Origin of the sequence: Methylotenera oryzisoli (assembly GCF_004661485.1) — a bacterium.
In the GTDB taxonomy this organism is placed as follows: Bacteria; Pseudomonadota; Gammaproteobacteria; order Burkholderiales; family Methylophilaceae; genus Methylotenera; species Methylotenera oryzisoli.
In genome coordinates, this window is record NZ_PQVH01000015.1 from 33,878 (window position 1) to 56,167 (window position 22,290).

Here is a 22,290-nt window from a genome sequence, read left to right on the forward strand (position 1 = left end):
CCTACCCACGCTGATAGCTGGGGCTTGAATACCACCTCACGCCAGCATGGCATTACAACGTGATTAAATGAACTGAAGGAAATCAGCAACATGAATAAACAAGCAACTGCAGGTACACGTTTTAGAGCTGCATTAAGCGCAGAAACACCTTTACAAATCATCGGTGCCATCAACGCTTACCACGCCCTGCTCGCCACGCAAACTGGTTATAAAGCTTTATATTTATCTGGTGGCGGCGTTGCTGCAGGGTCGTTAGGTATTCCAGATTTAGGCATATCTACCCTTGAAGACGTGCTGGTGGATGTACGCAGAATCACCGATGTGACAGAAACACCTTTACTCGTAGATATCGACACAGGTTTTGGCGGTGCATTTAATATCGCACGTAGCATTAAAAGCATCATTAAAGCTGGCGCAGGCGCTGTGCATATTGAAGACCAAGTGCAAGCCAAACGCTGCGGGCACCGTCCCAACAAGGCGATTGTCAGCCAAGCTGAAATGGTAGACCGCATTAAAGCCGCAGTCGATGCAAAAACTGACCCAGATTTCGTCATTATGGCGCGTACCGACGCGCTAGCCGTAGAAGGCCTCCAATCCGCAATCGACCGTGCCTGTGCCTGTGTTGAAGCTGGCGCAGATATGATTTTCCCGGAGGCCATCACCGAACTAAGCATGTACCAACAATTTGCAGATGCAGTCAAAGTGCCAGTGCTCGCCAACATCACCGAGTTTGGCTCAACACCATTATTTACCGTAGATGAGTTGCGCAGCGCTCATGTGAGCATGGTGCTATATCCACTCTCAGCATTTAGAGCAATGAATCAGGCCGCACTCAATGTATATCAGGCTGTACGTAAAGACGGCACGCAAGCCAACGTAGTTAGCACCATGCAAACGCGCGCAGCACTGTACGAGCACTTGAATTACCACGCTTACGAGCAAAAGTTAGACGCGTTATTTAAGGGAGAAAAGTAGCATGACACTACCTAACACCACCCAAGCAACCACTACTCAAGAACCTAAAAAGAAAAAAGGCGTAGCACTGGCTGGCATTTCAGCTGGCACCACTGCGATCTGTACCGTTGGCCACACTGGCAATGACTTACATTACCGCGGCTACGACATTATCGAGCTTGCAAAATCTGCAACGTTTGAAGAGGTCGCTCACCTGCTGATTCATGGCGAACTACCTAATAAAGCTGAGCTAGCGGCATACCACCAAAAGCTTAAGAAGTTACGTGGCCTGCCAGACGGCTTAAAAAAAGTATTAGAGCAAATTCCTGCCAACGCACACCCAATGGATGTGATGCGCACAGGCTGCTCGATGCTTGGCACACTAGAGCCTGAAACAAGCGACCGCAATATTGAAGATGCAAAAAATTTAGGAGATAGGCTGATTGCCTGTTTTGGCTCGATTTTAATTTACTGGTACCACTTTAGCCACAACCAGAAACGCATCGAAGTAGAAACTGACGAAGACTCGATTGCCGCACATTTCTTACATTTGCTGCATGGCAAAAAACCGTCAGATTTACACATCAGTGCCATGAATACATCACTCGTGCTGTATGCAGAACATGAATTTAACGCTTCTACCTTTACCGCACGCGTAGTGGCCGGTACTTTATCGGACATGTACTCGTGTATTACCGGTGCGATTGGCGCACTGCGCGGCCCCAAACACGGCGGCGCGAATGAAGCAGCCATGGAAATTATTGAGCGCTATAAAACGGCCGATGAAGCCGAAGCTGACATCATGCAACGCATGGCACGCAAAGAAATCATTATTGGCTTTGGCCATCCGGTCTATACCATTGCCGACCCAAGAAACGAATCTATCAAAGCTGTAAGCCGCAAGTTATGTGAAGATAACGGCAATATGACGCTATTTGATGTTTCTGCGCGCATAGAAGAAACCATGTGGCGCGAGAAAAAAATGTTCCCTAACTTGGATTGGTACAGTGCATCCAGCTATCACATGATGGGGATCCCTACCGGCATGTTCACTCCGATATTTGTGATATCGCGCACCACAGGCTGGGTAGCACATGTGATTGAACAGCGCATCGATAACAAAATTATCCGCCCAAATGCGGAATATACAGGCCCGGAAAACCGGCCATATGTACCGCTGGAGCAACGCTAACCCTTAACTCCGTCATTCCCTCGGAGGCGGAATCCATTTAGTTTTACTCTCCGTTTAAAATGGATTCCACTTTTTATACTTCAGACTTGTTTAGTTAAACAACTGGTTATTTAAGTAACTAAGTATTTAACTAACTAAGTCGAAATAATAAAAACCCATAAAGGCCTGCGGGAAGAGCGCACTAAATTAATTTATTTTTACACTTTAAAGGTCCTTAATATGTCGTCGCACATCTCTAACGTTCGTCCCGCACCAGACCAAGTCATTGTTGATATTGCCAATTACGTTGCCGATTATGAAATCAATAGCGACGAAGCATACGACACCGCACGCAATTGCTTGATGGACACATTAGGCTGTGGCTTTGAAGCTCTGGATTACCCAGCTTGTACCAAGTTACTCGGCCCAGTCATTGCTGGCACTGTTGTGCCTAATGGTGCAAAAGTACCCGGCACCAATTTCCAGCTTGACCCTATCCTCGCCGCCTTTAATATCGGCGCGATGATCCGCTGGTTAGACTTTAACGATACATGGTTAGCTGCGGAATGGGGTCACCCATCCGATAATTTGGGCGGCATTTTAGCGGTGGCAGATTATATGTCGCGCAAAAACATTAGCGAAGGAAAAGCACCGCTGACTGTAAAAGACGTGCTCACCGCCATGATTAAAGCGCATGAGATTCAAGGTGTGTTGGCATTAGAAAACAGCTTTAACCGCGTTGGTTTAGATCACGTGATTTTGGTGAAAATTGCCTCAACAGCCGTCGTAACCAAGCTACTAGGTGGCAACAAAGAAGACATTATCAACGCCGTTTCTAACGCGTTTGTTGACGGCCAAAGCTTACGTACTTATCGCCACAGCCCGAATACCGGTTCACGTAAGTCATGGGCGGCTGGCGACGCTACCTCACGTGCTGTACGTTTAGCATGGATGACCATGCAAGGTGAAATGGGTTACCCTTCGGCACTCACTGCAAAAACATGGGGCTTCTACGACGTGCTTTTTAAAGGTAATGCGTTTAAATTCCAACGTGCTTATGGCTCTTATGTGATGGAACAAGTTTTGTTCAAAATTTCATTCCCTGCTGAGTTTCATGCACAAACAGCGGTGGAATGCGCCTTGCAACTGAATGGTGAAGTAGGTAGCCGGCTGCAAACATTAGAGCAGATTGCTGAGATTGATAAAATCGTCATTACCACGCATGAGTCTGCAATTCGCATTATTGATAAAACAGGGCCTCTAGACAACCCTGCCGATCGAGACCATTGCATTCAGTACATGGCAGCCATCGGCCTACTCAAAGGTAACTTGACAGCACAGGATTACGAAGATGAAGCGGCGGCAGACCCACGCATTGATGCGATTCGCAGCAAAATGACCTGCGTAGAAAAAGCAGAATACACGCGCGATTACCTAGATCCTGAAAAACGCTCAATTGCTAACGCGATACAAATCTTCTTTAAAGATGGTACTAGTTCAAGCAATATTGCCGTTGAATACCCGATTGGCCACCGCCGTCGTCGTGGTGAAGGCATCCCTGAATTAGTGAAAAAATTCAAAATCAATTTAGCACGTAGGTTTGATGCGAAAAAACAAGCGGAAATTTTAGAATTATGCCTAGCGCAAAAAACACTAGAATCTATGCCTGTTAATGCATTCGTAGATATGCTCTGGCAGGGTTAAAACATAACATTCACGGCGGGCAAAATCATCCATTTTGTCCGCCCTATCCTATACTTGCCAATCAATCGGTTCTTCACCGCGCTTTTTCAGATATTCATTAATACTCGAAAATTGGTGATTACCAAAAAAACCTCGATGCGCCGACAACGGCGATGGATGAACCGACTTCAGTACCAAATGTTTTTTTGGGTCGATCATCTCCCCTTTTTTCTGTGCATAACTGCCCCACAGCACAAACACCAAACCTTCTCGATGCATATTTAAAGCAGCAATCGCCGCGTCGGTAAAAGTTTCCCAGCCGCGCTTTTGATGTGAACCAGCATTCGCCATTTCCACCGTCAGCGTTGCATTTAATAGCAGCACCCCCTGATTTGCCCAAGCCGTTAAATCGCCTTTGCCGCGCATTTTAATGCCGAGGTCATTTTCGATTTCTTTAAAAATATTGAGTAGCGAGGGTGGCAACGCAACGCCTTCTGGCACTGAAAAGCTCAAGCCGTGCGCTTGACCTACTCCGTGATAAGGATCTTGCCCAATAATCACCACGCGCACCTTGTCAAAAGGCGTGTGATTAAAGGCATTGAAAATCAATGGGCTGGGTGGAAATATCGTCTTGCCAGCAGCTTTTTCCTGTAATAAAAAGGCGCGCAATGATTGCATATAGGGCTTATCAAGCTCGTCACCAATCATCGCTTGCCATGAAGGGTGAAGTTGACCAGGTTTTTCTTGAGACATGAGTTAAACGCGAGTATTGATGGAGATTAGCCCATTATAGACCGAAAATTACGTGCACTCGGCCCCATTTTAGGATCCCAAAGCGAACATTCAACCCCTATCAATTTCACCAAGTTCTAAATTCAAAGGTGTTGGTTTACAATCAAAAAAACAGTGATGTCATGTCTCTATATTAATCATATAAACATAGAGATAATAAAACCATAAAAACAATAAGGGCAATGGATTCCAGCAATGTATAACAATCATCCATTTATTAATATATAGACCCATGGGACTATATAACTACAGTTAAGGCGTCATGAAATGGTATTCGAAGTTGAAACAATCCCTGATAGTGCTTTCAGCGTAGTATTGAAGAGTTTTCAACACAGCAGACTTCCATCTAGCAAATGGGTTGTTGATCATGAGCGAAATATCTACATGGTCCTTATCAACAAATACGGTGGGCCATACGAAGGAACACAAGAGACTCACTATTACCGTATTTTTTGGAAAAGCATTGAAATATCATTGGAAGCTGACCCATTAAATGAAATATACTCAAGTGAAGGTGCTGAACTGAATTGGAGAATTCACAGAATGAATATTCCTGACGGACTCGAACTTCAAGGAGACGAACTTGTGCGCATCATTTTTGATGCATTTGCGGCCAAGGGAATGTCGTTCAATGGGACCCACTACTGCAGAGTTAATGTCGAATGTAGCTCACCAGTAAGATTCGCTCGGTCACGACCATTAACCGATGACGAAATAGTAGCCAATGCTGAGTCAAATAGACTACAAGACGAAATAAAGATTTCATTAGCCAAGCTTAAAGTAGCTATAAAACAAAGGCACGCAAGGGATAGTAGACCGTGGTGGCGAAAATTACTCGGCCTGTGATGCCCAACCCTGTATTAGAGCCGAACTGCACAAAAAAACGGCGCAGCCTGGTCAATTCCATGTTAGCGCTCATCTACATTAGTGTGCTCTGGAAGCATTATTCTACGAGAGTTACAAGGCAGTGTTTTTAGCCCGGTGGCTTTCGGGGTGCTTTTATCTGGCTGTTTTTTGGTGCAATTTTATAGTTTTTTTGTTCCTAATTTCCGTTTGGGTTTGTGGGGTGCGCTAAGTTGACTCTTCGTTGCTTGCGTTACCCTAACCCATAATTCAAGCGGGACGCCTAACAGCGCCTTGTATCTTAATTCAAACGTTAAAGTTATATGGACAAGATGTTAATTCAATACTTAATATGTGCTACAAATCCAAGGTCTAGTTTATGTCATATTTGCCTTAGGCTTAAGAAAAAAGTTTAACCATTTATCACAAATTAAAATTTATATTGGTCTTACAGCCTTACTTTTTATTACACTATCAACGCTAATTTATACTCTATATGCGAACCAGATGATAAAAGTATGAAATATAAAAAGAGCACCCTACGCACTAATCAATTGATATGAAAATAAAAACTTTTTGCCCCACTCTGCTACTAAGGTAAAATAGCGCTTTTATAAAACGCTCATTTCTTTTTGCTATGTCACTTACAACATTAAACGCACTCTCTCCTCTTGATGGCCGCTACCAATCTAAACTTGACGCTTTACGTCCTTATTTTAGTGAATATGCGCTGATTAAACACCGCGCATGGGTAGAAGTTGAGTGGCTAAAAGCACTGGCTGGCGCACCAGAGTTAGCAGAAATCGCTCCATTTAGTGCCGAAACCATCCAAGAGTTAGATGCAGCTATTACGAATTTCAGTGAGGCAGATGCGTCACAAGTGAAAGCGATTGAAGCGCGTACCAACCACGATGTAAAAGCGCTGGAATACTGGCTGAAAGAAAAGTTTGATAGCAACACTGAAGTAAAAAAGGCCAGTGAATTTATTCACTTTGCATGTACTTCAGAAGACATCAACAACTTATCTCACGGCTTGATGCTCAAAACCGCGCGTGACAGTGTGATGTTGCCGTTTTTGAATACACTAATTGCCCGCTTAACCGAATTAGCAGAGCAATTGGCTAACCAGCCGATGCTATCACGCACCCACGGCCAAACTGCATCACCAACCACGATGGGTAAAGAGTTGGCCAACGTGGTATACCGCTTACAACGTCAGCAAAAACAATTAGTTAACAATGAAATTCTTGGCAAAATCAACGGTGCAGTTGGTAACTTTAACGCGCACTTATCTGCTTACCCTGATTTCGATTGGGAAAGCTTTGCAGAACGTTTTGTATCATCATTAGGTCTGACCTACAACCCAATGACGATACAAATTGAGCCACATGATTACATGGCAGAGTTGTACGACACCTTAGCGCGTATCAATACCATCTTAATTGATATCAACCGTGATATCTGGGGTTATATCTCTGTAGGCTACTTCAAACAAAAAGTAAAAGCAGGCGAAATCGGCTCATCCACCATGCCACATAAAGTGAACCCGATTGACTTTGAAAACAGCGAAGGTAACTTAGGTTTAGCGAATGCAGTGTTGCGCCATATGGCAGAGAAGCTACCAATTTCACGCTGGCAGCGCGACTTAACCGACTCTACAGTATTGCGTAATATGGGTGTGGCTTTTGGCTATACCTTGTTAGGTTATGATTCTTGCTTACGCGGCTTGAATAAGCTTGAAGTTAACACTGCACGTTTGGATGAAGATTTAAACAACAGCTGGGAAGTACTAGCGGAGCCGATTCAAACAGTAATGCGTCGCTATGGCATTGAGAACCCGTATGAGCAGCTAAAAGAGCTAACTCGCGGCAAAGGTGGCATTAACCAAACCTCATTACATGCATTTATCAGTGAGTTGGCTATCCCTGCAGATGCAAAACAAGCCTTACTGGCACTGACACCTGCGAGCTACACAGGTAAAGCAGCGGAGCTTGTAAAAACCATTAAGTGAGTTTAAATGCATGTAAATTTTAATGATAAAAGGGCTTCTGAATTTGACTAGAAGCCTGATCATCTACCTAGTCTTATTGTGTTGGGGAGTGCTCGCGTATGCTGATAACGCGAGCTACCAAGTAGAAATCGAAGCACCTGGCCCGCTAAAGACACTGTTAGAAAATCATCTTGACATCATTAAGTGGCGCACCAATCCACGCATGTCTCCCAACGAGTGGAAGCGCTTATCCACTGAAGCGCCTAAACAAATCAAAGAGTTACTCGCAACAGAGGGCTATTTCTCAGCGCAGGTCAGCGTCAAGTCCACGCAAAACCAACTTGAAAACCTCACCGTACTGTCAGTTAACCCCGGCACGCCTACTCTGGTTGGCAGCGTCAATATCAAATTTTCCGGCGACATCACACAAGCGCACAGAGGCCTACCAAACGAGCAACAGCTACGTGAAGAATGGCCACTACCAGCCGGGGCACAGTTCCAGCAGGCTGCTTGGACCGCGGCAAAACGAGGCTTACTGACCAAGTTATTGGTCAACCGTTACCCAAACGCAATCATTACTGATACCAAAGCCAGTATCGATATTCAACAACAAACTGCGACATTAGAAATTACGGTAGATAGCGGCACCACTGTACATTTTGGCGAGCTTCAAATCGAAGGCCTGCAACGCTATCCAGAAAGCATTATCCATCATCTAAACCCGATTAAACCGAACGAAGTGTATAGCCAATCACAGTTGCTCACCTTTCAAACGCGGTTACAGGAAAGTGGCTACTTCCGCACGGTAGAAGTCACCGCGGATAACAAGGCTGCACTTGGCGGCCAACAGCCAGCGCTAGCGCCAATTAAAATTAAAGTGGATGAAAACAAATCGATTAAAGTCAGCACCGGTGCAGGTTTTAGTACCAACACAGGGGCGCGTACACAGCTGACTGTAGAACACTTAAATGTGTTTGACCGTAATTGGCGCATGACATCCAGCCTCAGATTAGAGCAAAAACTACAATCACTATCTGGCACGATTCGCTTACCCACCACTGCAACTGGCTATCGCGACAGTGCCAATATCGCCGCGACCAGAACAGAGATTGAGGGACAAACCACCACAGTCACGCAAGCCGGTGTAAAGCGCGCATGGGGCTCCCTCAAACGCGAACAATACGTTGGTGCTAATCTGTTAGCAGAGCACGTGAATCTGGATAGTGCTGACTCCTCCGACAACTACGCGGCCACTTTAGGTTACGGTATCACCCTCAGACGCACCGATAATAACCTTAACCCTACACGCGGCTATTTATTCAATGCCCAGTTTAATGGCGCACCGTTAGCGTCGCTTGCGAGCGGGACTTTTCTGCAAAGCTATTTAAAAACACAAGCCTATTATCCAATCACTAAAAGCACGCAGTTAATCGCCCGTGCCGAGCTTGGCATGGTGCATGGGAAAAACAGCGCTCCAGCCACCTTCCTGTTTCGCGCTGGTGGTGACCAGTCTGTCCGCGGTTATGGCTACCAAAGCCTAGGCGTAACCGAAGGTGATGCAATCGTCGGGGCACGCTACCTTGCCACAGGCAGCATTGAGGTAATTCAATGGCTCACGCCGGAATGGGGCGCAGCCATCTTTACCGACTTTGGTAACGCAGCGAATAGCCTAAAAGATTTAAAACCAGTGTATGGATACGGCTTGGGCGCAAGATGGAAAAGCCCTGTAGGCCCGATTGGTGCTGACATTGCCTATGGTCAGGAAACTAACGACTACCGCATGCATTTTAATATCGGGGTGATATTCTAATGGCACGCCGCTACTTGCACATTCTGCTCATTAGCATCACCTTACTGCTGTTTTCATCGGCACATAGCGAGATGCCGATTAGCGTCAGCTCAAGCTTAGATAGCTTCAGCCATGATTTAGACAACATTCACCTGAAGCTGGAAAAACTCAGTGCACGCTGGCAACTTTCCCCCTTTGGCGATGGCAAACTGGTCGTTGAACAATTAAAAGCCAAACGCTTGATTATCACGATTAAAGGCAGTGATAGTGAGCCTGAGCAGTCACAGCTGCCCAAACGCATTAATCTGCCACTTCCCATCTCGGTACTACAGTCTGAAATCAGCGAAGTCGTGATTGTCTCGCAAGATGAACGCCAGACTTTTTACAATGTAAAGTTAGCATTTGAAGGCAACGCCAACACACTAAAACTCAGCTTATCACACGCACAAACTCCATGGGGCAATGCCTCAGCACACATCAATATGAGTGCCAGCAAACCATTTACACTCAAAGGCGACCTCTTACTCAAAAACGCTGAACCGCCTTACGCTTATGACTTAAACGCACAATTAAGTGGTGACCTAAATAGACTTAACATTGATACCAGCGCCTGGTTAACATCACAAAATGGAAAAATCAGCCTATTAAAATCAGATAACGAACAGGCTGCGGCACAGCTGCTGGTGCATGGTCAAGTTGAGCTGAATCATCATTATGCGATACGTGTGCATAGCCAGCTTTTAGCCTTACGTCCTGAACGCCTAGGTAACTACCCCGCAGCCAAGCTTAATCTAGATTTAATGTTAGAGGGGGCACTCAAACCCACCCCTATTGCAACGCTCAATATCACCAGCCATGACAGCACGTGGCAAACGCAAGTAGTTTCTGCCTCCGCCAATGCACAGCTCACCGCCAGCGCACTGGAGCAGCTCACATTTGAGCTGAGTGTTGCCGCCAACAAAATTAAAGGTACAGGTAATATTAATGCTCAAAATACTCACCTAACCTGGCAGGCCGACCTGCCAAACCTTGCAACATTTGATCCGGCATTAGCTGGAAAGATTAGCGCGAGCGGTGCAATTGATGGTGCGCTGGATAATCCATCGCTAAATATCAAATTACTTGGTGAAAGAATACAACTCACCAATGGTCTACAGATTAACGAATTAACTGGCGATGCCAACATGCTAGCTGGTGATAACGGCACGATGACTGCAACAATTACAGCCAATAACACCCGATATGGCAACAATGCGCCATTTAATGGCAATATCACTTTAAACGGCACACAAGCAAACCATGTAATCACCATTAACGCTGATAGCAACGATGCTAAATTGCAAAGCACGTTAAAAGGCGGACTTACTTTAAATACATCTTCACTAAAAAGACAGTGGCAAGGCTTGTTGCAACAGCTGGATTACTCTGGGCTAACACCAGTCAAACTCAAAACACCGGCAACGCTAAGTGCAGATGCTGATAGCATCACCCTGACACAAGCGAGTTTGGCGCTGAATCATGGCAACATCAATATCGAGCAGCTCGCCTTAGGCAACGGAAAACTGGCAAGCAAAGGCACGTTATCACAATTAAGCCTGAGCGACCTACCACCAGAACTATTACCGTTGCCCAGCACACTGCAAGGCAGCCCAAGTTTTTCAGGAGAATGGATGGTTGAGACGCAAAACTCAATCAATGCGCACCTTGGCTTATGGCGTGAAAACGGTGATTTCACATTAACAAAACCTGATGGCAGCACGCAGCCACTGGGGCTATCAACAGCAAAACTGGCGCTAGATGTGGTGGACAACGCGCTGCGCGTCGAAGCAGATGTTGATGGTAAGAACTTTGGCACAATCAGCGCAAAACTTGCAAGCCAGCTCACAAAAACAGAAGCGGGATTTAGCTTACTCAACAACGCGCCTCTGCAGCTTTCCGCCAGTGCAAAACTCAATACATTAGCCTGGCTACCCATGCCCACAACATTGATGGATGCAGACCTAGATGGGCAAGTCGCATTAACTGTATCCGCTGATGGTACGCTCGCACAGCCAAACCTGAATGGCACAGTCAATGGCAGCAATATCAACTTTAACTTGCCATCAGAGGGCATCCAGCTCAACAACGGTAATTTCCAAGCACACTTTGAAAGTAATCAACTGCAAATCGAGCAAGCTATCTGGCAAGGTGGCTCAGGTAAGCTAAGCGCTAACGGCTGGGTGCGATTTGAGCAGGGCCAACCCAAGGCTGAGCTTAACTGGAACGCCAATCAGTTTAGTATCTTCTCTAGAGCTGACCGCCTGCTAGTCATTAGCGGAACCGGAAAAACTATTCTTGAGGACAACCTGCTTAGCATTTTAGGTGACTTCAGCGTCAACAATGGCCTAATAGAAATGGCGCAAGAAGACACCCCTACGCTAAGTGATGATGTCATTATCCTAGGGGAAACCTCGATTAAAAAAGAACCATTATTACAAATATTGCTGAACGGGCTGCATATCGGGCTAGGTGACGACTTTACCTTACGCGGTCGCGGCCTAGATGCAAAACTGACCGGAGCATTGACCCTAACCGGCCGCACCGAATACAGACCGCACACAGAAGGCAGCATTGCTGTTTCTAAAGGTACGTTCATGGCTTATGGCCAAATACTTAACATAGAGCGCGGCATATTAAACTTTAACGGCGTGATGGATAATCCAGGCCTAAACATCCGTGCCATGCGCGATAGCAAGCCAGTCAATGCAGGTGTTGAAATTACAGGCAGCGCCTTAATCCCTGAAATTAAATTGGTTTCAGACCCTAATGTACCGGATACCGACAAGCTTGCATGGCTAGTGTTAGGTCACGGTACAGAACAAGCTGGCAAAACTGACTTTGCCATACTGTCACTAGCAGCAGGCGCTCTATTCTCACAAGGGCAATCCGTTCCATTACAAAGCCAGATAGCACGCGCTGCTGGGCTGGATGAGTTCAGCTTCGCCGGCGGTGATGCAGAAAACGCATCAGTCACACTAGGCAAGCGACTAAGCTCACAGCTTTATCTTAGCTATGCCAAAAGCATTAGCGGCCTACAAGACATAGCAAGACTCACATTCAATATCACACCACGCTGGGCACTCCGCGCCGAAGCCGGCAATGAAAGTGCTGTCGATGTGTTATATACTTTCAGCTTCAAATAATCAGATTAATCTCATGAGCGAAATCCTAGTTCTATACTATTCTCAAGGTGGCGCAGTGCGCGAAATGGCGCAGCTGATTGCTCGTGGTGTGCAAAGCGTAGATGGCGTCAAGGCACGCATCCGTACAGTCCCTAAAGTATCAGCCAATTGCGAAGCAACTGAATCTGACATCCCAAGCACGGGCGACCCATACGCGGAGCTGCAAGATCTAGAAGAATGCATAGGCGTAGCGTTGGGTAGCCCTACCCGTTTTGGCAATATGGCGGCACCGATGAAGTACTTTTTAGATGGCACTACCAGTTTATGGTTAAAAGGCGCGATGTCGAACAAAGCAGCGGCGGTATTTACCTCTACAGGCTCTATGCACGGCGGCAACGAAACCACACTCCTCACCATGATGCTGCCGTTAATGCACCATGGCATGATTATGGTGGGTTTACCATACTCCGAACCGGCGCTGTCCGCCACTACCTCTGGTGGCACACCTTACGGTGCAAGCCATATTGGCGGCACTATGGACGACAAACCTATCAGCGATGATGAGAAAAAACTGTGTATCGCCTTAGGCAAGCGCCTTGCGGAAACCGCGCTTAAGCTAGCGAGAAAACTTTAAACCATGAGTCAGCTACACCTAGAAGCGAGACAGTTTTTAAGAAGCACTCGCACTGCCATACTTTCAACCCATTCAGCAAAGTTCGAGGGCTATCCGTTCGGCTCAGTTGCGCCATTTGTGTTAGATCATCAATGCCAGCCTATCATTTTGATTAGCAACATTGCAGAACACACCAAAAACATCGCAACCAACCCTAAAGTATCATTGCTGGTATTTGCTGGTGCTGAGGACTTGCAAGCCAACGCCAGACTGACCTTGCTAGGTAACGCGCATATCATTGATAAAAATGAAGATGCTGATTTACGCGCTCGCTATTTGCGTTATCTGCCGCAAGCCAGCGGTTACTTTGATATGCATGATTTTGCTTTTTACCGCATCCAGATTGAAACATGCCGCTATATTGCAGGTTTTGGCAAAATGGGCTGGCTATCAGGCAGCGATCTGGTGACAGGCATGCCTACAGATTCAATACTGGCAGCTCAGGAAGCACACATCCTCAATCACATGAATACAGACCATGCCGACAGCCTGATTGCCTACTGCCGACATGTGCACGGCGTTGAGGCCACGCAAGCCAATATGCTAGGGATTGATTGTGACGGCTTTGATGTTGCCGCGACTGTGAATAACCAAACCATGACATTACGCTTTGCATTTGCAGCACCTATCCATGATGCACAATCTGCACGTGCGGCCTTGGTCAGCCTTTCCAAATCAATCAACGCTTAAACTCAAGCTTAAACTAACCCTAAAGTAAGCAAACGCCAACGTGAATAAACCTCAAATGATACAAAGACTCCAACTGGGCGCCTCTATTAGCCTCATCGCGCTCATCCTATTAACCTTGGCATGGGAGGCTGTATTAGCACCATTAAAACCGGGCGGTTCATTGCTGATATTCAAGGTATTGCCGCTATTACTGCCTTTATTTGGCATATTGCGCGGCAAGCGTTACACCTATCAATGGTCATGTATGTTCATTTTGTTTTACTTTACCGAAGGCGTAGTGCGCGCATGGGCTGATGTGGGAATTTCCGCCCAACTTGCGTTAGCCGAAGTCATCCTGACCGTCTTATTTTTTACGTGCACGATTTTTTACGCAAGGCTGACACGCCAACCGCCACAAAACAGCGTAAAAAACCCATAAACACATATAAGTTTTTACATAGATACCGCACCAAACATACTGTCTTCTACTATAATTTAGCCATGAAAATACGATTTATAAGCTGCACATGAAAATACTGCTCTCAAATGATGATGGTTACTTCGCACCAGGTTTAAATATCCTAGCCGAACATATTGCAAAAATTGCAGATATTACCGTGGTTGCGCCTGAAAGAAATCGTAGCGGTGCGAGTAACTCTCTCACACTTGACCGCCCGCTAAGCGTAAAAAAAGCATCTAACGGCTTTTTTTACGTAAATGGCACACCAACAGATTGCGTGCATATTGCACTCACAGGTTTGATGGATACCATGCCGGACATGGTGATCAGCGGCATTAATGATGGCGCCAATATGGGCGATGACACCATCTACTCAGGCACAGTGGCGGCTGCGATGGAAGGCTATCTGCTCGGCATCCCTTCTATCGCGGTTTCGATGTCTCAGCATAACTCCACCCATTTTGAAACAGCGGCAAGAGTCGCCGTGGAACTGATCCAGCATTATCAGAAGAATGGGTTCAGCGCACCTACACTTCTCAATGTCAATGTGCCAGATATTCCTTATGATGCATTGCAAGGACGCACGGTAACACGCCTAGGCAAACGCCATAAGGCCGAGCCAGTGGTACAGCTTAAAACACCGCGTAATGAAACGGTATACTGGGTTGGCGCTGCAGGGCAACCTAATGACGGTGGTGTAGGTACCGATTTTCACGCCGTTGCAAATCAGCAAGTTTCGATTTCGCCCATTCAAGTTGATTTAACCTGCCACGCACAGCTGAATGACATCAAACAATGGTTATCTAGCTAATAATACTGGAAATAAAATCGTGGCATTAATCAAATCATCGCAAGCTGGCATCGGCATGACATCGCAACGTACGCGTGACCGCATGCTTAATCGACTGCGCGAGCAAGGCATTAAAGATGAAGTGGTGCTCGCAGCCATTGGCAGCACAGCACGCCATATTTTTGTTGACGAAGCCCTCTCGATTCGCGCTTATGAAGACGTCTCTCTGCCGATTGGCTTTGGGCAAACCATCTCGCAACCGTATATCGTTGCGCGCATGTCTGAGTTACTGCGTAATGGCCAGCCTTTAGAAAAAGTACTCGAAATCGGCACGGGTTGCGGCTATCAAACAGCCGTATTATCTAAGCTGGCTAAAGAGGTTTATTCTGTAGAGCGTATCCGCCCTTTACTATTAAAAGCGCGCGATCATCTACGTAAGCTCAAATGCATTAACGTCAAGTTAGACCACGCAGATGGCAATATGGGTTTGGCCCAGCTCGCACCATTTGATGCCATTATCGTTACCGCTGCGGCAAGCCACATTCCGCCGGATTTACTAACACAGCTGGCGGTTGGCGGCCGTTTAGTGATCCCGGTTGGTACCGATGAGCAAATCTTGTATCTTGTAGAGCGCGTATCAGCAAATGACTACCGTCAAACGCAGCTGGAACCTGTCAAGTTTGTTCCCTTACTCGGCGGCACTACCTCACAATGAATGCATCACGCTGTTTCATCATCTTATTGATTTCATTGCTGAACTTTGCATGCAGCACCACCCAAGCACCGGTAATCGATCGCATACCGCAGGCAAAATCCAATAAGCCGCAAACCAAAACTGCCACCCACAAAGTGGGTACAGACTGGCGCCCGGCAAGCTACGTGGTTAAAAAAGGCGACACCCTATATAGCATAGGCCTTGAGCATGGTTACGACTACAAGGAAATTGCTCAGGTAAATAATATCAGTGCACCTTACCTGATTAAAATTGGACAAACCCTTAAGTTTTCGCCTTTAAATGAGGCCATAGCCACGACAGAGCCGAGTGTGCAGCACAGCACAGCACAAGATAATAATGGTGTTGTCACTTATGCCATCGGTGCTGACAATACTCCAGAAGCAAGCACCAACGCGCACCCCCCTGCAGCAGCAATCAGTATTAACGAACCTAAAGCGCTACGCGAGCCGTACAGTGATGCCGCTTACAAGCAACCGCTGCCAGTCGCAAAAACCATTGCCAGCACGCCCGCATCCACTGCTAATGCCATTAAAAAACCTACTGCAGAGAAAGCACCAGAAAAATCACCTGAAAAACCAATAGTCGAATCCAAGCCTGAGACTAAATCAACAGAACCCGTTGCCGAAGCAAAAACCAAGCTAGAACCGACTGGCGCTTTAACTTGGGCATGGCCTACCAAAGGCAAGGTGATTGCCAACTTTAACGATGCAGGCAATAAAGGGATAGATATCTCAGGCAAGATGGGGCAAGCCGTGCAGGCGGCAGCACCAGGTAAAGTCATTTATAGCGGCTCGGACTTACGCGGCTATGGTAAGTTGGTGATCGTAAAACACAGCGCCACTTATTTATCGGTGTATGCAAACAACAGCCTGATTTTGGTCAAAGAAGGCCAGCAAGTGACTAGCGGCCAAAAAATTGCAGAAATGGGCGATACTGACAGTAACACAGTAAAACTACATTTTGAAATCAGGCAACAAGGTAAATCTGTAGACCCGATGAAGTTTCTCAGTGCAGATTAAATAAGCGCCTCAGGAGCAAAAATGGCAAAACAAGAGCCTAACAAATATCTAAAAAATAAAGACATTAAGCCAGAGAGCAAAGCCAGTGTACTGGCTGCAACAATACGCATGGGTCTTATGCTTGTGGGCATTACTGGGCTTGCTTTAGAGCTGTTTCGTGAGGATGGCTGGCTTTCAACCCTGATGAGCAAGCTGTTTGAATCTACTACCAGCATGCTGATGATTCCAGTCATCATTTTAGCACTATGGGTAGTGAACAAGTGGGTCAGCTCACCTAATAAATCAGAAACCAAAAAAAGCGGCGACCTGCCTATGTACTTCATGATGGCAGTTGGCGTATTCTACTTGTTTAGATTATATACAACCGGCTCTTTCTAGCCCTGCCAGTGCAACGCGAGCTTGCGTAAACGTAGGCGGGGTAAAAAGTGTAATAAAAACAGTACTCTAAATAAAAAAGCACACTAGAAGACAACACAATAAAAAAGCGGCCTAGGCCGCTTTTTTATTGTGTTGTATTAATGCTGAGGGTTGATACTCAGCTTAATCTCAAGGCTAGTTAGCTGCTTGCGCCTGTTGCTTATAGTACTCACGCACAGGCGTCATATCAAAATCACGTGCCCATTTGATAATTTCATCAAACGCCGGCGCACCAATCTCACCTACTTGCGCATGAATTCCTGCTTGCTCGCGAATCACTAAAATACCTGGAATTTGCGTCACTTCAAAATACTCGCCGATTTCAGGGTCAGCTTCAGTATTGACCATACCAAATACGATGTCTGGGTTTTTCTCTGCCGCAGCTTCAAACGTAGGTGTGAAAGCAACACATGGATCACACCATTGCGCCCAAAAATCAACAATCACAAAAGGATTATTTTCTATCGTTTCTTTAAAATTAGCTTTGGTAAGTGCAATAACTGCCATAATTTTGCCTTTAATTGAGTAAGGTAACACCTAAAAATAGCAGTTTATCAGAAGCCATATCTTTCGTTAAGTTTTAGATTCGCAATGTAGCTATTCACTCACACCAGGCACAGGCTTACCCCATGTCGCGCCAAAAAACAGCTCAGACAAAGGCTTTCTGCTACGCGGTGCGGTTTCTCTTGCCAAAATATCACCTTCTAAAGTGGCAATATCCGCTTGGTAACCAACAGACATCATCGCCATCAAGGTGTATTGCTCAGGGATATTGAACGTGGCACGTGCTTTATCAGGATCAAAACCGCCCATCTGGTGTGCCATTAAACCCATGGTCGAGGCTTGTAAACATACATTCTCCGCCGCTGCACCGGTATCGTATTGCGCCCAACGGTTAGCTTTCTGGTTGTGACCAAACAAGGTATCCGCACAAATCAGCAAGAGTACTGACGCATCTTTCACCCAAGCCTGATTACCTGGTACCAGGCAATCAAACGCTTGCTGCCAGCTGGCTGCATCTGTATTTTTATCCCAAACAATAAAACGCCAAGGCTGATCGCCAAAGCAAGAAGGTGCCCATCTTGCAGCTTCCAGCAAAGCAATCACCTGCGCTTGCGTCACGCTCTTAGCTGCATCATAGGCACGTCCGCTCCATCGGTTTGCTAGCGTGTTATCAATCGGCACTTGTGTAATGGCAGGATTATGCATATTTAAGTTATTCCTCAATAAATGGGTAGTCGGTGTAGCCTTTTTCGGCACCACCGTAAAATGATGATGAATCCGCTTCATTTAGTGGCGCATCTAGTTTAAATCGCGCAACTAAATCAGGATTTGCGATAAATGGTACACCATATGCCACTACATCTGCATGACCATTTGCAATCACCGCATTGCCCCGCGCTTTATCGTAAGCCAAATTAGCCATGTAAGCGCCTTTAAATAACTTGCGTAACGCATCAAAGTCAAACGGATCAGATAAACCACCACCATGAATACCACCCTCTACCACGTGCAAATAGGCGAGGTTAAATTGATTAAGGGCCTCTGCCACATAATTAAACAGCGCTTGCGGATTGCTGTCCTGCATATCGTTAAATGGATTAACTGGTGAAATACGTACACCAACTTTATCCGCACCGGCTACGTCCACAACAGCTTTGGTCACTTCTAATAAGAATCGCGCACGGTTTTCAACACTACCACCGTACTGATCTGTACGCTTGTTAGTCCCATCACGTAGGAACTGATCCAATAAATAACCATTAGCCGCATGTATCTCTACCCCATCAAACCCTGCGGCCAAGGCGGCTTTCGTTGCATGCACATAGTCAGCAATAATGCCTGGCAGCTCATTCAGCGCCAACGCGCGCGGTTCTACATAATCGACCAAACCTTGATAAGTAAACGCCTGCCCTGCCGGCTTAATGGCCGATGGCGCAACTGGCAGCGCACCTTCTGGCAGCAAACTAGGATGAGAGATACGGCCTACGTGCCAGAGCTGAATCACAATCTTGCCGCCTTTTGCGTGAACAGCATCGGTAATCTTCTTCCATCCTGCAACTTGCGCGTCGGTATAGATACCAGGCAATGCTGGATAGCCGTGCGCCATGGCTGAAATTGGTGTGGCCTCAGTGACAATCAGGCCAGCGCTGGCACGCTGCTCGTAATAAGTCACGTTTAGAGGCTGAGGCACTCCCTCCGCCCCTGCTCTATTGCGCGTAAGCGGCGCCATGACAATACGGTTGCTCAATTGAATACTGCCTAGTTTTACTGGGCTAAATAGATCTAATGCCATGCTTTACTCCTAACTAATGTTGAATGTCTCAATTATTTTTTGGTCTTATCGGCAGCGGGTTTTACCGCTTCAATCAATAAGGTAATCTCAATGTCGTCACCGACTGGGCTGTTGGGTTTAACCCCCCAGCCAAAACCGTAATCAGAGGCTTTCAGTGAGGTTTTTGCCTCAAAACCACTACGCTCGCCACCCCAAGGGTCGTTACCGAAACCTAGCACTTTAAATGGCAAAGTAATTTCTTTAGTCACACCATGCATGGTGAACTTACCAGTCATCACGCCTTCTGTTGCGCTTTTAGCCTCGATTTTGGTGCTTACAAAACTCATTTCAGAAAACTTCTCTGCATTCAGGTAATCTTTTTCCTTAATGTGCGCGTCACGCTTGGCCAGCCCGCTATTCACACTTAGCACATTAATTTTGGCGTCTACCGATGAATTGGATAAATTGTCAGCATCAATCAAAATATTGCCAGTAATATCGTTAAAAGTGCCGGATGCCTTTGCTACCACATGGCGCACACTCCAGTTAGCAAAACTATGTGCCGCGTCAATTTTATAAGCAACCGGCGCCGCAATCGCTGCGCTCATCCCTGAAAATAGCACCCCTAGTAATAACGCAGTCGTTTTTAAATGTACGTATTTCATATGTCATCCTTTTTTGAACTTAGTTTGTCATCACAACATTTACTGACAACAACTACTTTATTGATGTTTAATACCACTTAAGCCCAGACCTGCTTTCAGTCCAAAAATTCACATTAACACCACGTCAATGTTGCACACGCACCTACCATTCAAGTTAATTGAATAATTAACAGCATGTTATTACTAATATCTTTATACTAATAGCTAATAATTTTGCACGTTTTATTCAAATAATCTGACTAAGGTTGGCTATCAATAATGTCCACTAAACTATCATTAGAGTCACTTGAGGTATTAGATGCTATTGCACGCAAAGGTAGCTTTGCTGCTGCTGCAGAATCCCTATTTCGTGTACCCTCTGCAATTACCTACACAGTCAGAAAACTGGAAGAAGACTTAAACGTTCAGCTCTTTAACCGCAGCGGGCACCGGGCAGAGCTGACTTTAGCCGGAGCGGAGTTACTTAAAGAAGGGCGCAACCTACTCAATGCCGCAAGCGAACTAGAATCAAGAGTTAAGCGTGTGGCAAAAGGGGTAGAAACCGAACTCACCATTGCTGTGAGTGATTTATTTGATATCACCAGCATTTACCCGATCTTAGATAAATTTTATAGCCAGAATTTCGGCACCAGAATCAAACTGACACAAGAAGTATTTGGTGGCGGCTGGGATGCACTGATTAGCGGCCGCGCTGATATCACTTTAGGCAGCCCGGGGGACGCACCACCGGTCAACGGCTTTACGACCAAACCAATCGGCTCAATGGAGTTTAGTTACGCAGTGGCTCCACACCATCCGTTGGCAAAGTTAGCAGACCCGTTACAGGACCAAGACATTATTCGCTACCGCGCTATTGCAGCTGCAGATAGCTCACGCAATTTACCGCCAAGAACCGTGGGCATTTTATCCGGGCAAGATGTGTTGACCCTGCCCAGCATGCACTTCAAACTGCAGGCACAAATTGCGGGACTAGGGGCTGGTTATATCCCCAGAAAAATTGCAGAGTATTATGCAAGTAAAGGGCAACTCATCATTAAACAAGTAGCCAAGCCCAAGCATGAGGTCATGGTTTTTCTTGCTTGGCGTAGCGACGGCGGCAAAGCGCAACAGTGGTTTATTAAACAATTCCAATTACTGAATATAAATGATATTTTATTATCACCCGCACAATGAAAGACATTAGGATGTCACAAGAACAACTGCCAAAGAATTTCGCCCGCATTAATAGCTTTGCAATCAAAGCCATGCAATGGCTTAACGGATTTGCCCATATCATTATTGGCTTAGCGCTTGCTACCTCAGTGATTATGTTTACCTGGCTATTTTTTAAAGATGTGTTTGCAGCGGCAAATGCGCACAACCTGGTACATGGCTTTTTACATGCACTTGGCACACTCATGCTGTTATGGTCGATTTCCGCTCTCATCTCTGCAGAAATACGCTATCTGCAGGGCAGCAAACTTCAGGTAGAAACCTTTGTTGAAGTTGTGCTAGTACTGTTCTTGCGTAAACTCATCGTGATGCCTGTACAGGACGCTTCGCCTACCACGGAAGAGATTGCAATATGGGTAGGTGGTGCCTTTGTTTTAGGCTTGGTTTATGTGCTGGTGCGCTGGGCGCAAAAAGAACAAGATTAAACGCCTGCGGCTACATAAAACAAAGTAATTAATCATATGACAATTAACACCATCAACACGACCGAACAAGACCAAGCCTTCATGAACATAGCGCTAACTTTGGCAAGAGAAGCCGCCCTAGCCGGCGAAGTGCCAGTGGGCGCAATCGTAGTGAAAGACGGTGTGATTATCGGGCGCGGCAGCAACGCACCTATCACGCTGCACGACCCAAGCGCTCATGCCGAGATTCAAGCCATGCGCGATGCCGCACAACACCTAGGCAACTATCGTTTAGTAGATTGCACACTGTATGTCACATTGGAGCCATGCGCAATGTGTGCTGGCGCAATCCAACACGCACGCATCGCTAAACTGGTGTATGGTGCCAGCGACCAGAAAACTGGCGCCTGCGGTAGTGTAGTTAACCTCATGGCTGAACAAAAACTCAACCATCACACCACGGTCGCCAGCGGCTTACTGGCTGACGAATGCGGCATGATGCTATCCAACTTCTTTTCTGAACGGCGTAAATTAGCAAAACTGCAGCGCCAATAAAAAACCCGCTTCGGCGGGTTTTTTATTGGCGC

General features: G+C 46.2%; 22 protein-coding genes. 17 read left to right on the plus strand and 5 right to left on the minus strand.

All coding sequences use genetic code 11. The features are described from left to right. Positions 1 to 90 precede the first annotated feature (90 nt). From prpB to C3Y98_RS12160, 3 genes are all read left to right on the plus strand, one after another. Positions 91 to 975, plus strand: coding sequence for a methylisocitrate lyase (prpB, locus tag C3Y98_RS12150; RefSeq protein ID WP_135278878.1), 885 nt, complete (start codon positions 91 to 93; stop codon positions 973 to 975). 1 nt (position 976) lies between these two features. After that, positions 977 to 2,146, plus strand: a complete 1,170-nt coding sequence (gene prpC, locus C3Y98_RS12155) for a bifunctional 2-methylcitrate synthase/citrate synthase (protein WP_135278880.1) — start codon at positions 977 to 979, stop codon at positions 2,144 to 2,146. 219 nt (positions 2,147 to 2,365) lie between these two features. After that, complete coding sequence (locus tag C3Y98_RS12160; RefSeq protein WP_135278882.1) at positions 2,366 to 3,829, plus strand: bifunctional 2-methylcitrate dehydratase/aconitate hydratase; 1,464 nt, start codon at positions 2,366 to 2,368, stop codon at positions 3,827 to 3,829. A 48-nt stretch (positions 3,830 to 3,877) separates the two neighbouring features. Here C3Y98_RS12160 and ung read toward each other — a convergent pair whose 3' ends face one another. After that, positions 3,878 to 4,561 carry a uracil-DNA glycosylase gene (ung, locus tag C3Y98_RS12165; protein WP_135278884.1) on the minus strand — a complete coding sequence of 228 codons (684 nt, stop codon included), beginning with the start codon at positions 4,559 to 4,561 and terminating at the stop codon, positions 3,878 to 3,880. A gap of 306 nt (positions 4,562 to 4,867) precedes the next feature. Between ung and C3Y98_RS12170 the strand changes: the two genes are divergently transcribed. The 11 genes from C3Y98_RS12170 (at position 4,868) to C3Y98_RS12220 (ending at position 17,108) form a co-directional block, all read left to right on the plus strand. Then, a complete protein-coding gene (locus C3Y98_RS12170) occupies positions 4,868 to 5,446 on the plus strand; it encodes a hypothetical protein (RefSeq protein ID WP_135278886.1) in 579 nt (192 codons plus the stop codon). Between the two features lie 634 nt (positions 5,447 to 6,080). Then, positions 6,081 to 7,454 (plus strand): adenylosuccinate lyase, encoded by a 1,374-nt coding sequence (purB, locus tag C3Y98_RS12175; protein ID WP_135278887.1) that lies wholly within the window; start codon positions 6,081 to 6,083, stop codon positions 7,452 to 7,454. A 43-nt stretch (positions 7,455 to 7,497) separates the two neighbouring features. Next, entirely contained in the window at positions 7,498 to 9,243 is a 1,746-nt protein-coding gene (locus C3Y98_RS12180; protein ID WP_135278889.1) for an autotransporter assembly complex protein TamA, read from the plus strand. Continuing rightward, on the plus strand, positions 9,243 to 12,404 hold the full coding sequence (locus tag C3Y98_RS12185) for a translocation/assembly module TamB domain-containing protein (RefSeq protein WP_135278890.1): 3,162 nt from the start codon (positions 9,243 to 9,245) through the stop codon (positions 12,402 to 12,404). Before C3Y98_RS12180 ends, C3Y98_RS12185 begins: the two co-directional genes overlap by 1 nt. 13 nt (positions 12,405 to 12,417) lie before the next feature. Beyond that, complete coding sequence (gene wrbA / locus C3Y98_RS12190; RefSeq protein WP_135278892.1) at positions 12,418 to 13,017, plus strand: NAD(P)H:quinone oxidoreductase; 600 nt, start codon at positions 12,418 to 12,420, stop codon at positions 13,015 to 13,017. Positions 13,018 to 13,020: 3 nt separating this feature from the next. Then, the gene (locus C3Y98_RS12195; RefSeq protein WP_135278894.1) at positions 13,021 to 13,746 is read left to right on the plus strand and encodes a HugZ family pyridoxamine 5'-phosphate oxidase; all 726 of its coding nucleotides are present in this window, start codon (positions 13,021 to 13,023) and stop codon (positions 13,744 to 13,746) included. A gap of 55 nt (positions 13,747 to 13,801) precedes the next feature. Beyond that, entirely contained in the window at positions 13,802 to 14,164 is a 363-nt protein-coding gene (locus C3Y98_RS12200; RefSeq protein WP_135278896.1) for a DUF2069 domain-containing protein, read from the plus strand. 88 nt (positions 14,165 to 14,252) lie between these two features. Next, positions 14,253 to 14,996, plus strand: coding sequence for a 5'/3'-nucleotidase SurE (surE, locus tag C3Y98_RS12205; protein WP_135278897.1), 744 nt, complete (start codon positions 14,253 to 14,255; stop codon positions 14,994 to 14,996). A gap of 55 nt (positions 14,997 to 15,051) precedes the next feature. Next, a complete protein-coding gene (locus C3Y98_RS12210; protein ID WP_135278919.1) occupies positions 15,052 to 15,690 on the plus strand; it encodes a protein-L-isoaspartate(D-aspartate) O-methyltransferase in 639 nt (212 codons plus the stop codon). Further along, the gene (locus tag C3Y98_RS12215) at positions 15,687 to 16,730 is read left to right on the plus strand and encodes a peptidoglycan DD-metalloendopeptidase family protein (protein WP_135278899.1); all 1,044 of its coding nucleotides are present in this window, start codon (positions 15,687 to 15,689) and stop codon (positions 16,728 to 16,730) included. Before C3Y98_RS12210 ends, C3Y98_RS12215 begins: the two co-directional genes overlap by 4 nt. A gap of 21 nt (positions 16,731 to 16,751) precedes the next feature. After that, positions 16,752 to 17,108: a hypothetical protein gene (locus C3Y98_RS12220; RefSeq protein ID WP_135278901.1), complete on the plus strand. Its 357-nt coding sequence runs from the start codon at positions 16,752 to 16,754 to the stop codon at positions 17,106 to 17,108. Between the two features lie 174 nt (positions 17,109 to 17,282). On the opposite strand, the gene C3Y98_RS12225 is transcribed toward C3Y98_RS12220, so the two are convergent. The 4 genes from C3Y98_RS12225 to C3Y98_RS12240 all read right to left on the minus strand — a co-directional run bounded on the left by C3Y98_RS12225 (position 17,283) and on the right by C3Y98_RS12240 (position 20,087). Further along, complete coding sequence (locus C3Y98_RS12225; protein WP_135278902.1) at positions 17,283 to 17,654, minus strand: thioredoxin family protein; 372 nt, start codon at positions 17,652 to 17,654, stop codon at positions 17,283 to 17,285. 90 nt (positions 17,655 to 17,744) lie between these two features. Beyond that, a complete protein-coding gene (locus tag C3Y98_RS12230) occupies positions 17,745 to 18,356 on the minus strand; it encodes a nitroreductase family protein (RefSeq protein WP_135278904.1) in 612 nt (203 codons plus the stop codon). A 7-nt stretch (positions 18,357 to 18,363) separates the two neighbouring features. Beyond that, on the minus strand, positions 18,364 to 19,443 hold the full coding sequence (locus C3Y98_RS12235) for an alkene reductase (RefSeq protein ID WP_135278906.1): 1,080 nt from the start codon (positions 19,441 to 19,443) through the stop codon (positions 18,364 to 18,366). Between the two features lie 32 nt (positions 19,444 to 19,475). Continuing rightward, positions 19,476 to 20,087 (minus strand): YceI family protein, encoded by a 612-nt coding sequence (locus tag C3Y98_RS12240; protein ID WP_135278908.1) that lies wholly within the window; start codon positions 20,085 to 20,087, stop codon positions 19,476 to 19,478. A 258-nt stretch (positions 20,088 to 20,345) separates the two neighbouring features. On the opposite strand from C3Y98_RS12240, the gene C3Y98_RS12245 reads away from it, so the two are divergent. Genes C3Y98_RS12245 through tadA form a run of 3 tightly spaced genes read left to right on the plus strand, consistent with a single transcriptional unit; the run spans position 20,346 to position 22,258 of the window. Continuing rightward, a complete protein-coding gene (locus tag C3Y98_RS12245) occupies positions 20,346 to 21,260 on the plus strand; it encodes a LysR family transcriptional regulator (protein ID WP_135278910.1) in 915 nt (304 codons plus the stop codon). 11 nt (positions 21,261 to 21,271) lie between these two features. Next, positions 21,272 to 21,724, plus strand: a complete 453-nt coding sequence (locus C3Y98_RS12250) for a phosphate-starvation-inducible PsiE family protein (RefSeq protein WP_135278911.1) — start codon at positions 21,272 to 21,274, stop codon at positions 21,722 to 21,724. 36 nt (positions 21,725 to 21,760) lie between these two features. Further along, positions 21,761 to 22,258 carry a tRNA adenosine(34) deaminase TadA gene (gene tadA / locus C3Y98_RS12255; RefSeq protein ID WP_135278913.1) on the plus strand — a complete coding sequence of 166 codons (498 nt, stop codon included), beginning with the start codon at positions 21,761 to 21,763 and terminating at the stop codon, positions 22,256 to 22,258. The last annotated feature ends 32 nt before the right edge of the window (positions 22,259 to 22,290 follow it).

Coding starts and splice junctions, on each gene's coding strand:
- C3Y98_RS12200 (WP_135278896.1), top strand. CDS start 13,802: ATGATACAAAGACTCCAACTGGGCGCCTCTATTAGCCTCATCGCGCTC.
- C3Y98_RS12215 (WP_135278899.1), top strand. CDS start 15,687: ATGAATGCATCACGCTGTTTCATCATCTTATTGATTTCATTGCTGAAC.
- C3Y98_RS12230 (WP_135278904.1), bottom strand. CDS start 18,356: ATGCATAATCCTGCCATTACACAAGTGCCGATTGATAACACGCTAGCA.
- C3Y98_RS12160 (WP_135278882.1), top strand. CDS start 2,366: ATGTCGTCGCACATCTCTAACGTTCGTCCCGCACCAGACCAAGTCATT.
- C3Y98_RS12225 (WP_135278902.1), bottom strand. CDS start 17,654: ATGGCAGTTATTGCACTTACCAAAGCTAATTTTAAAGAAACGATAGAA.
- tadA (WP_135278913.1), top strand. CDS start 21,761: ATGACAATTAACACCATCAACACGACCGAACAAGACCAAGCCTTCATG.
- prpC (WP_135278880.1), top strand. CDS start 977: ATGACACTACCTAACACCACCCAAGCAACCACTACTCAAGAACCTAAA.
- C3Y98_RS12245 (WP_135278910.1), top strand. CDS start 20,346: ATGTCCACTAAACTATCATTAGAGTCACTTGAGGTATTAGATGCTATT.
- C3Y98_RS12170 (WP_135278886.1), top strand. CDS start 4,868: ATGGTATTCGAAGTTGAAACAATCCCTGATAGTGCTTTCAGCGTAGTA.
- wrbA (WP_135278892.1), top strand. CDS start 12,418: ATGAGCGAAATCCTAGTTCTATACTATTCTCAAGGTGGCGCAGTGCGC.
- C3Y98_RS12250 (WP_135278911.1), top strand. CDS start 21,272: ATGTCACAAGAACAACTGCCAAAGAATTTCGCCCGCATTAATAGCTTT.
- C3Y98_RS12195 (WP_135278894.1), top strand. CDS start 13,021: ATGAGTCAGCTACACCTAGAAGCGAGACAGTTTTTAAGAAGCACTCGC.
- purB (WP_135278887.1), top strand. CDS start 6,081: ATGTCACTTACAACATTAAACGCACTCTCTCCTCTTGATGGCCGCTAC.
- surE (WP_135278897.1), top strand. CDS start 14,253: ATGAAAATACTGCTCTCAAATGATGATGGTTACTTCGCACCAGGTTTA.
- C3Y98_RS12210 (WP_135278919.1), top strand. CDS start 15,052: ATGACATCGCAACGTACGCGTGACCGCATGCTTAATCGACTGCGCGAG.
- prpB (WP_135278878.1), top strand. CDS start 91: ATGAATAAACAAGCAACTGCAGGTACACGTTTTAGAGCTGCATTAAGC.
- C3Y98_RS12240 (WP_135278908.1), bottom strand. CDS start 20,087: ATGAAATACGTACATTTAAAAACGACTGCGTTATTACTAGGGGTGCTA.
- C3Y98_RS12235 (WP_135278906.1), bottom strand. CDS start 19,443: ATGGCATTAGATCTATTTAGCCCAGTAAAACTAGGCAGTATTCAATTG.
- ung (WP_135278884.1), bottom strand. CDS start 4,561: ATGTCTCAAGAAAAACCTGGTCAACTTCACCCTTCATGGCAAGCGATG.
- C3Y98_RS12185 (WP_135278890.1), top strand. CDS start 9,243: ATGGCACGCCGCTACTTGCACATTCTGCTCATTAGCATCACCTTACTG.
- C3Y98_RS12220 (WP_135278901.1), top strand. CDS start 16,752: ATGGCAAAACAAGAGCCTAACAAATATCTAAAAAATAAAGACATTAAG.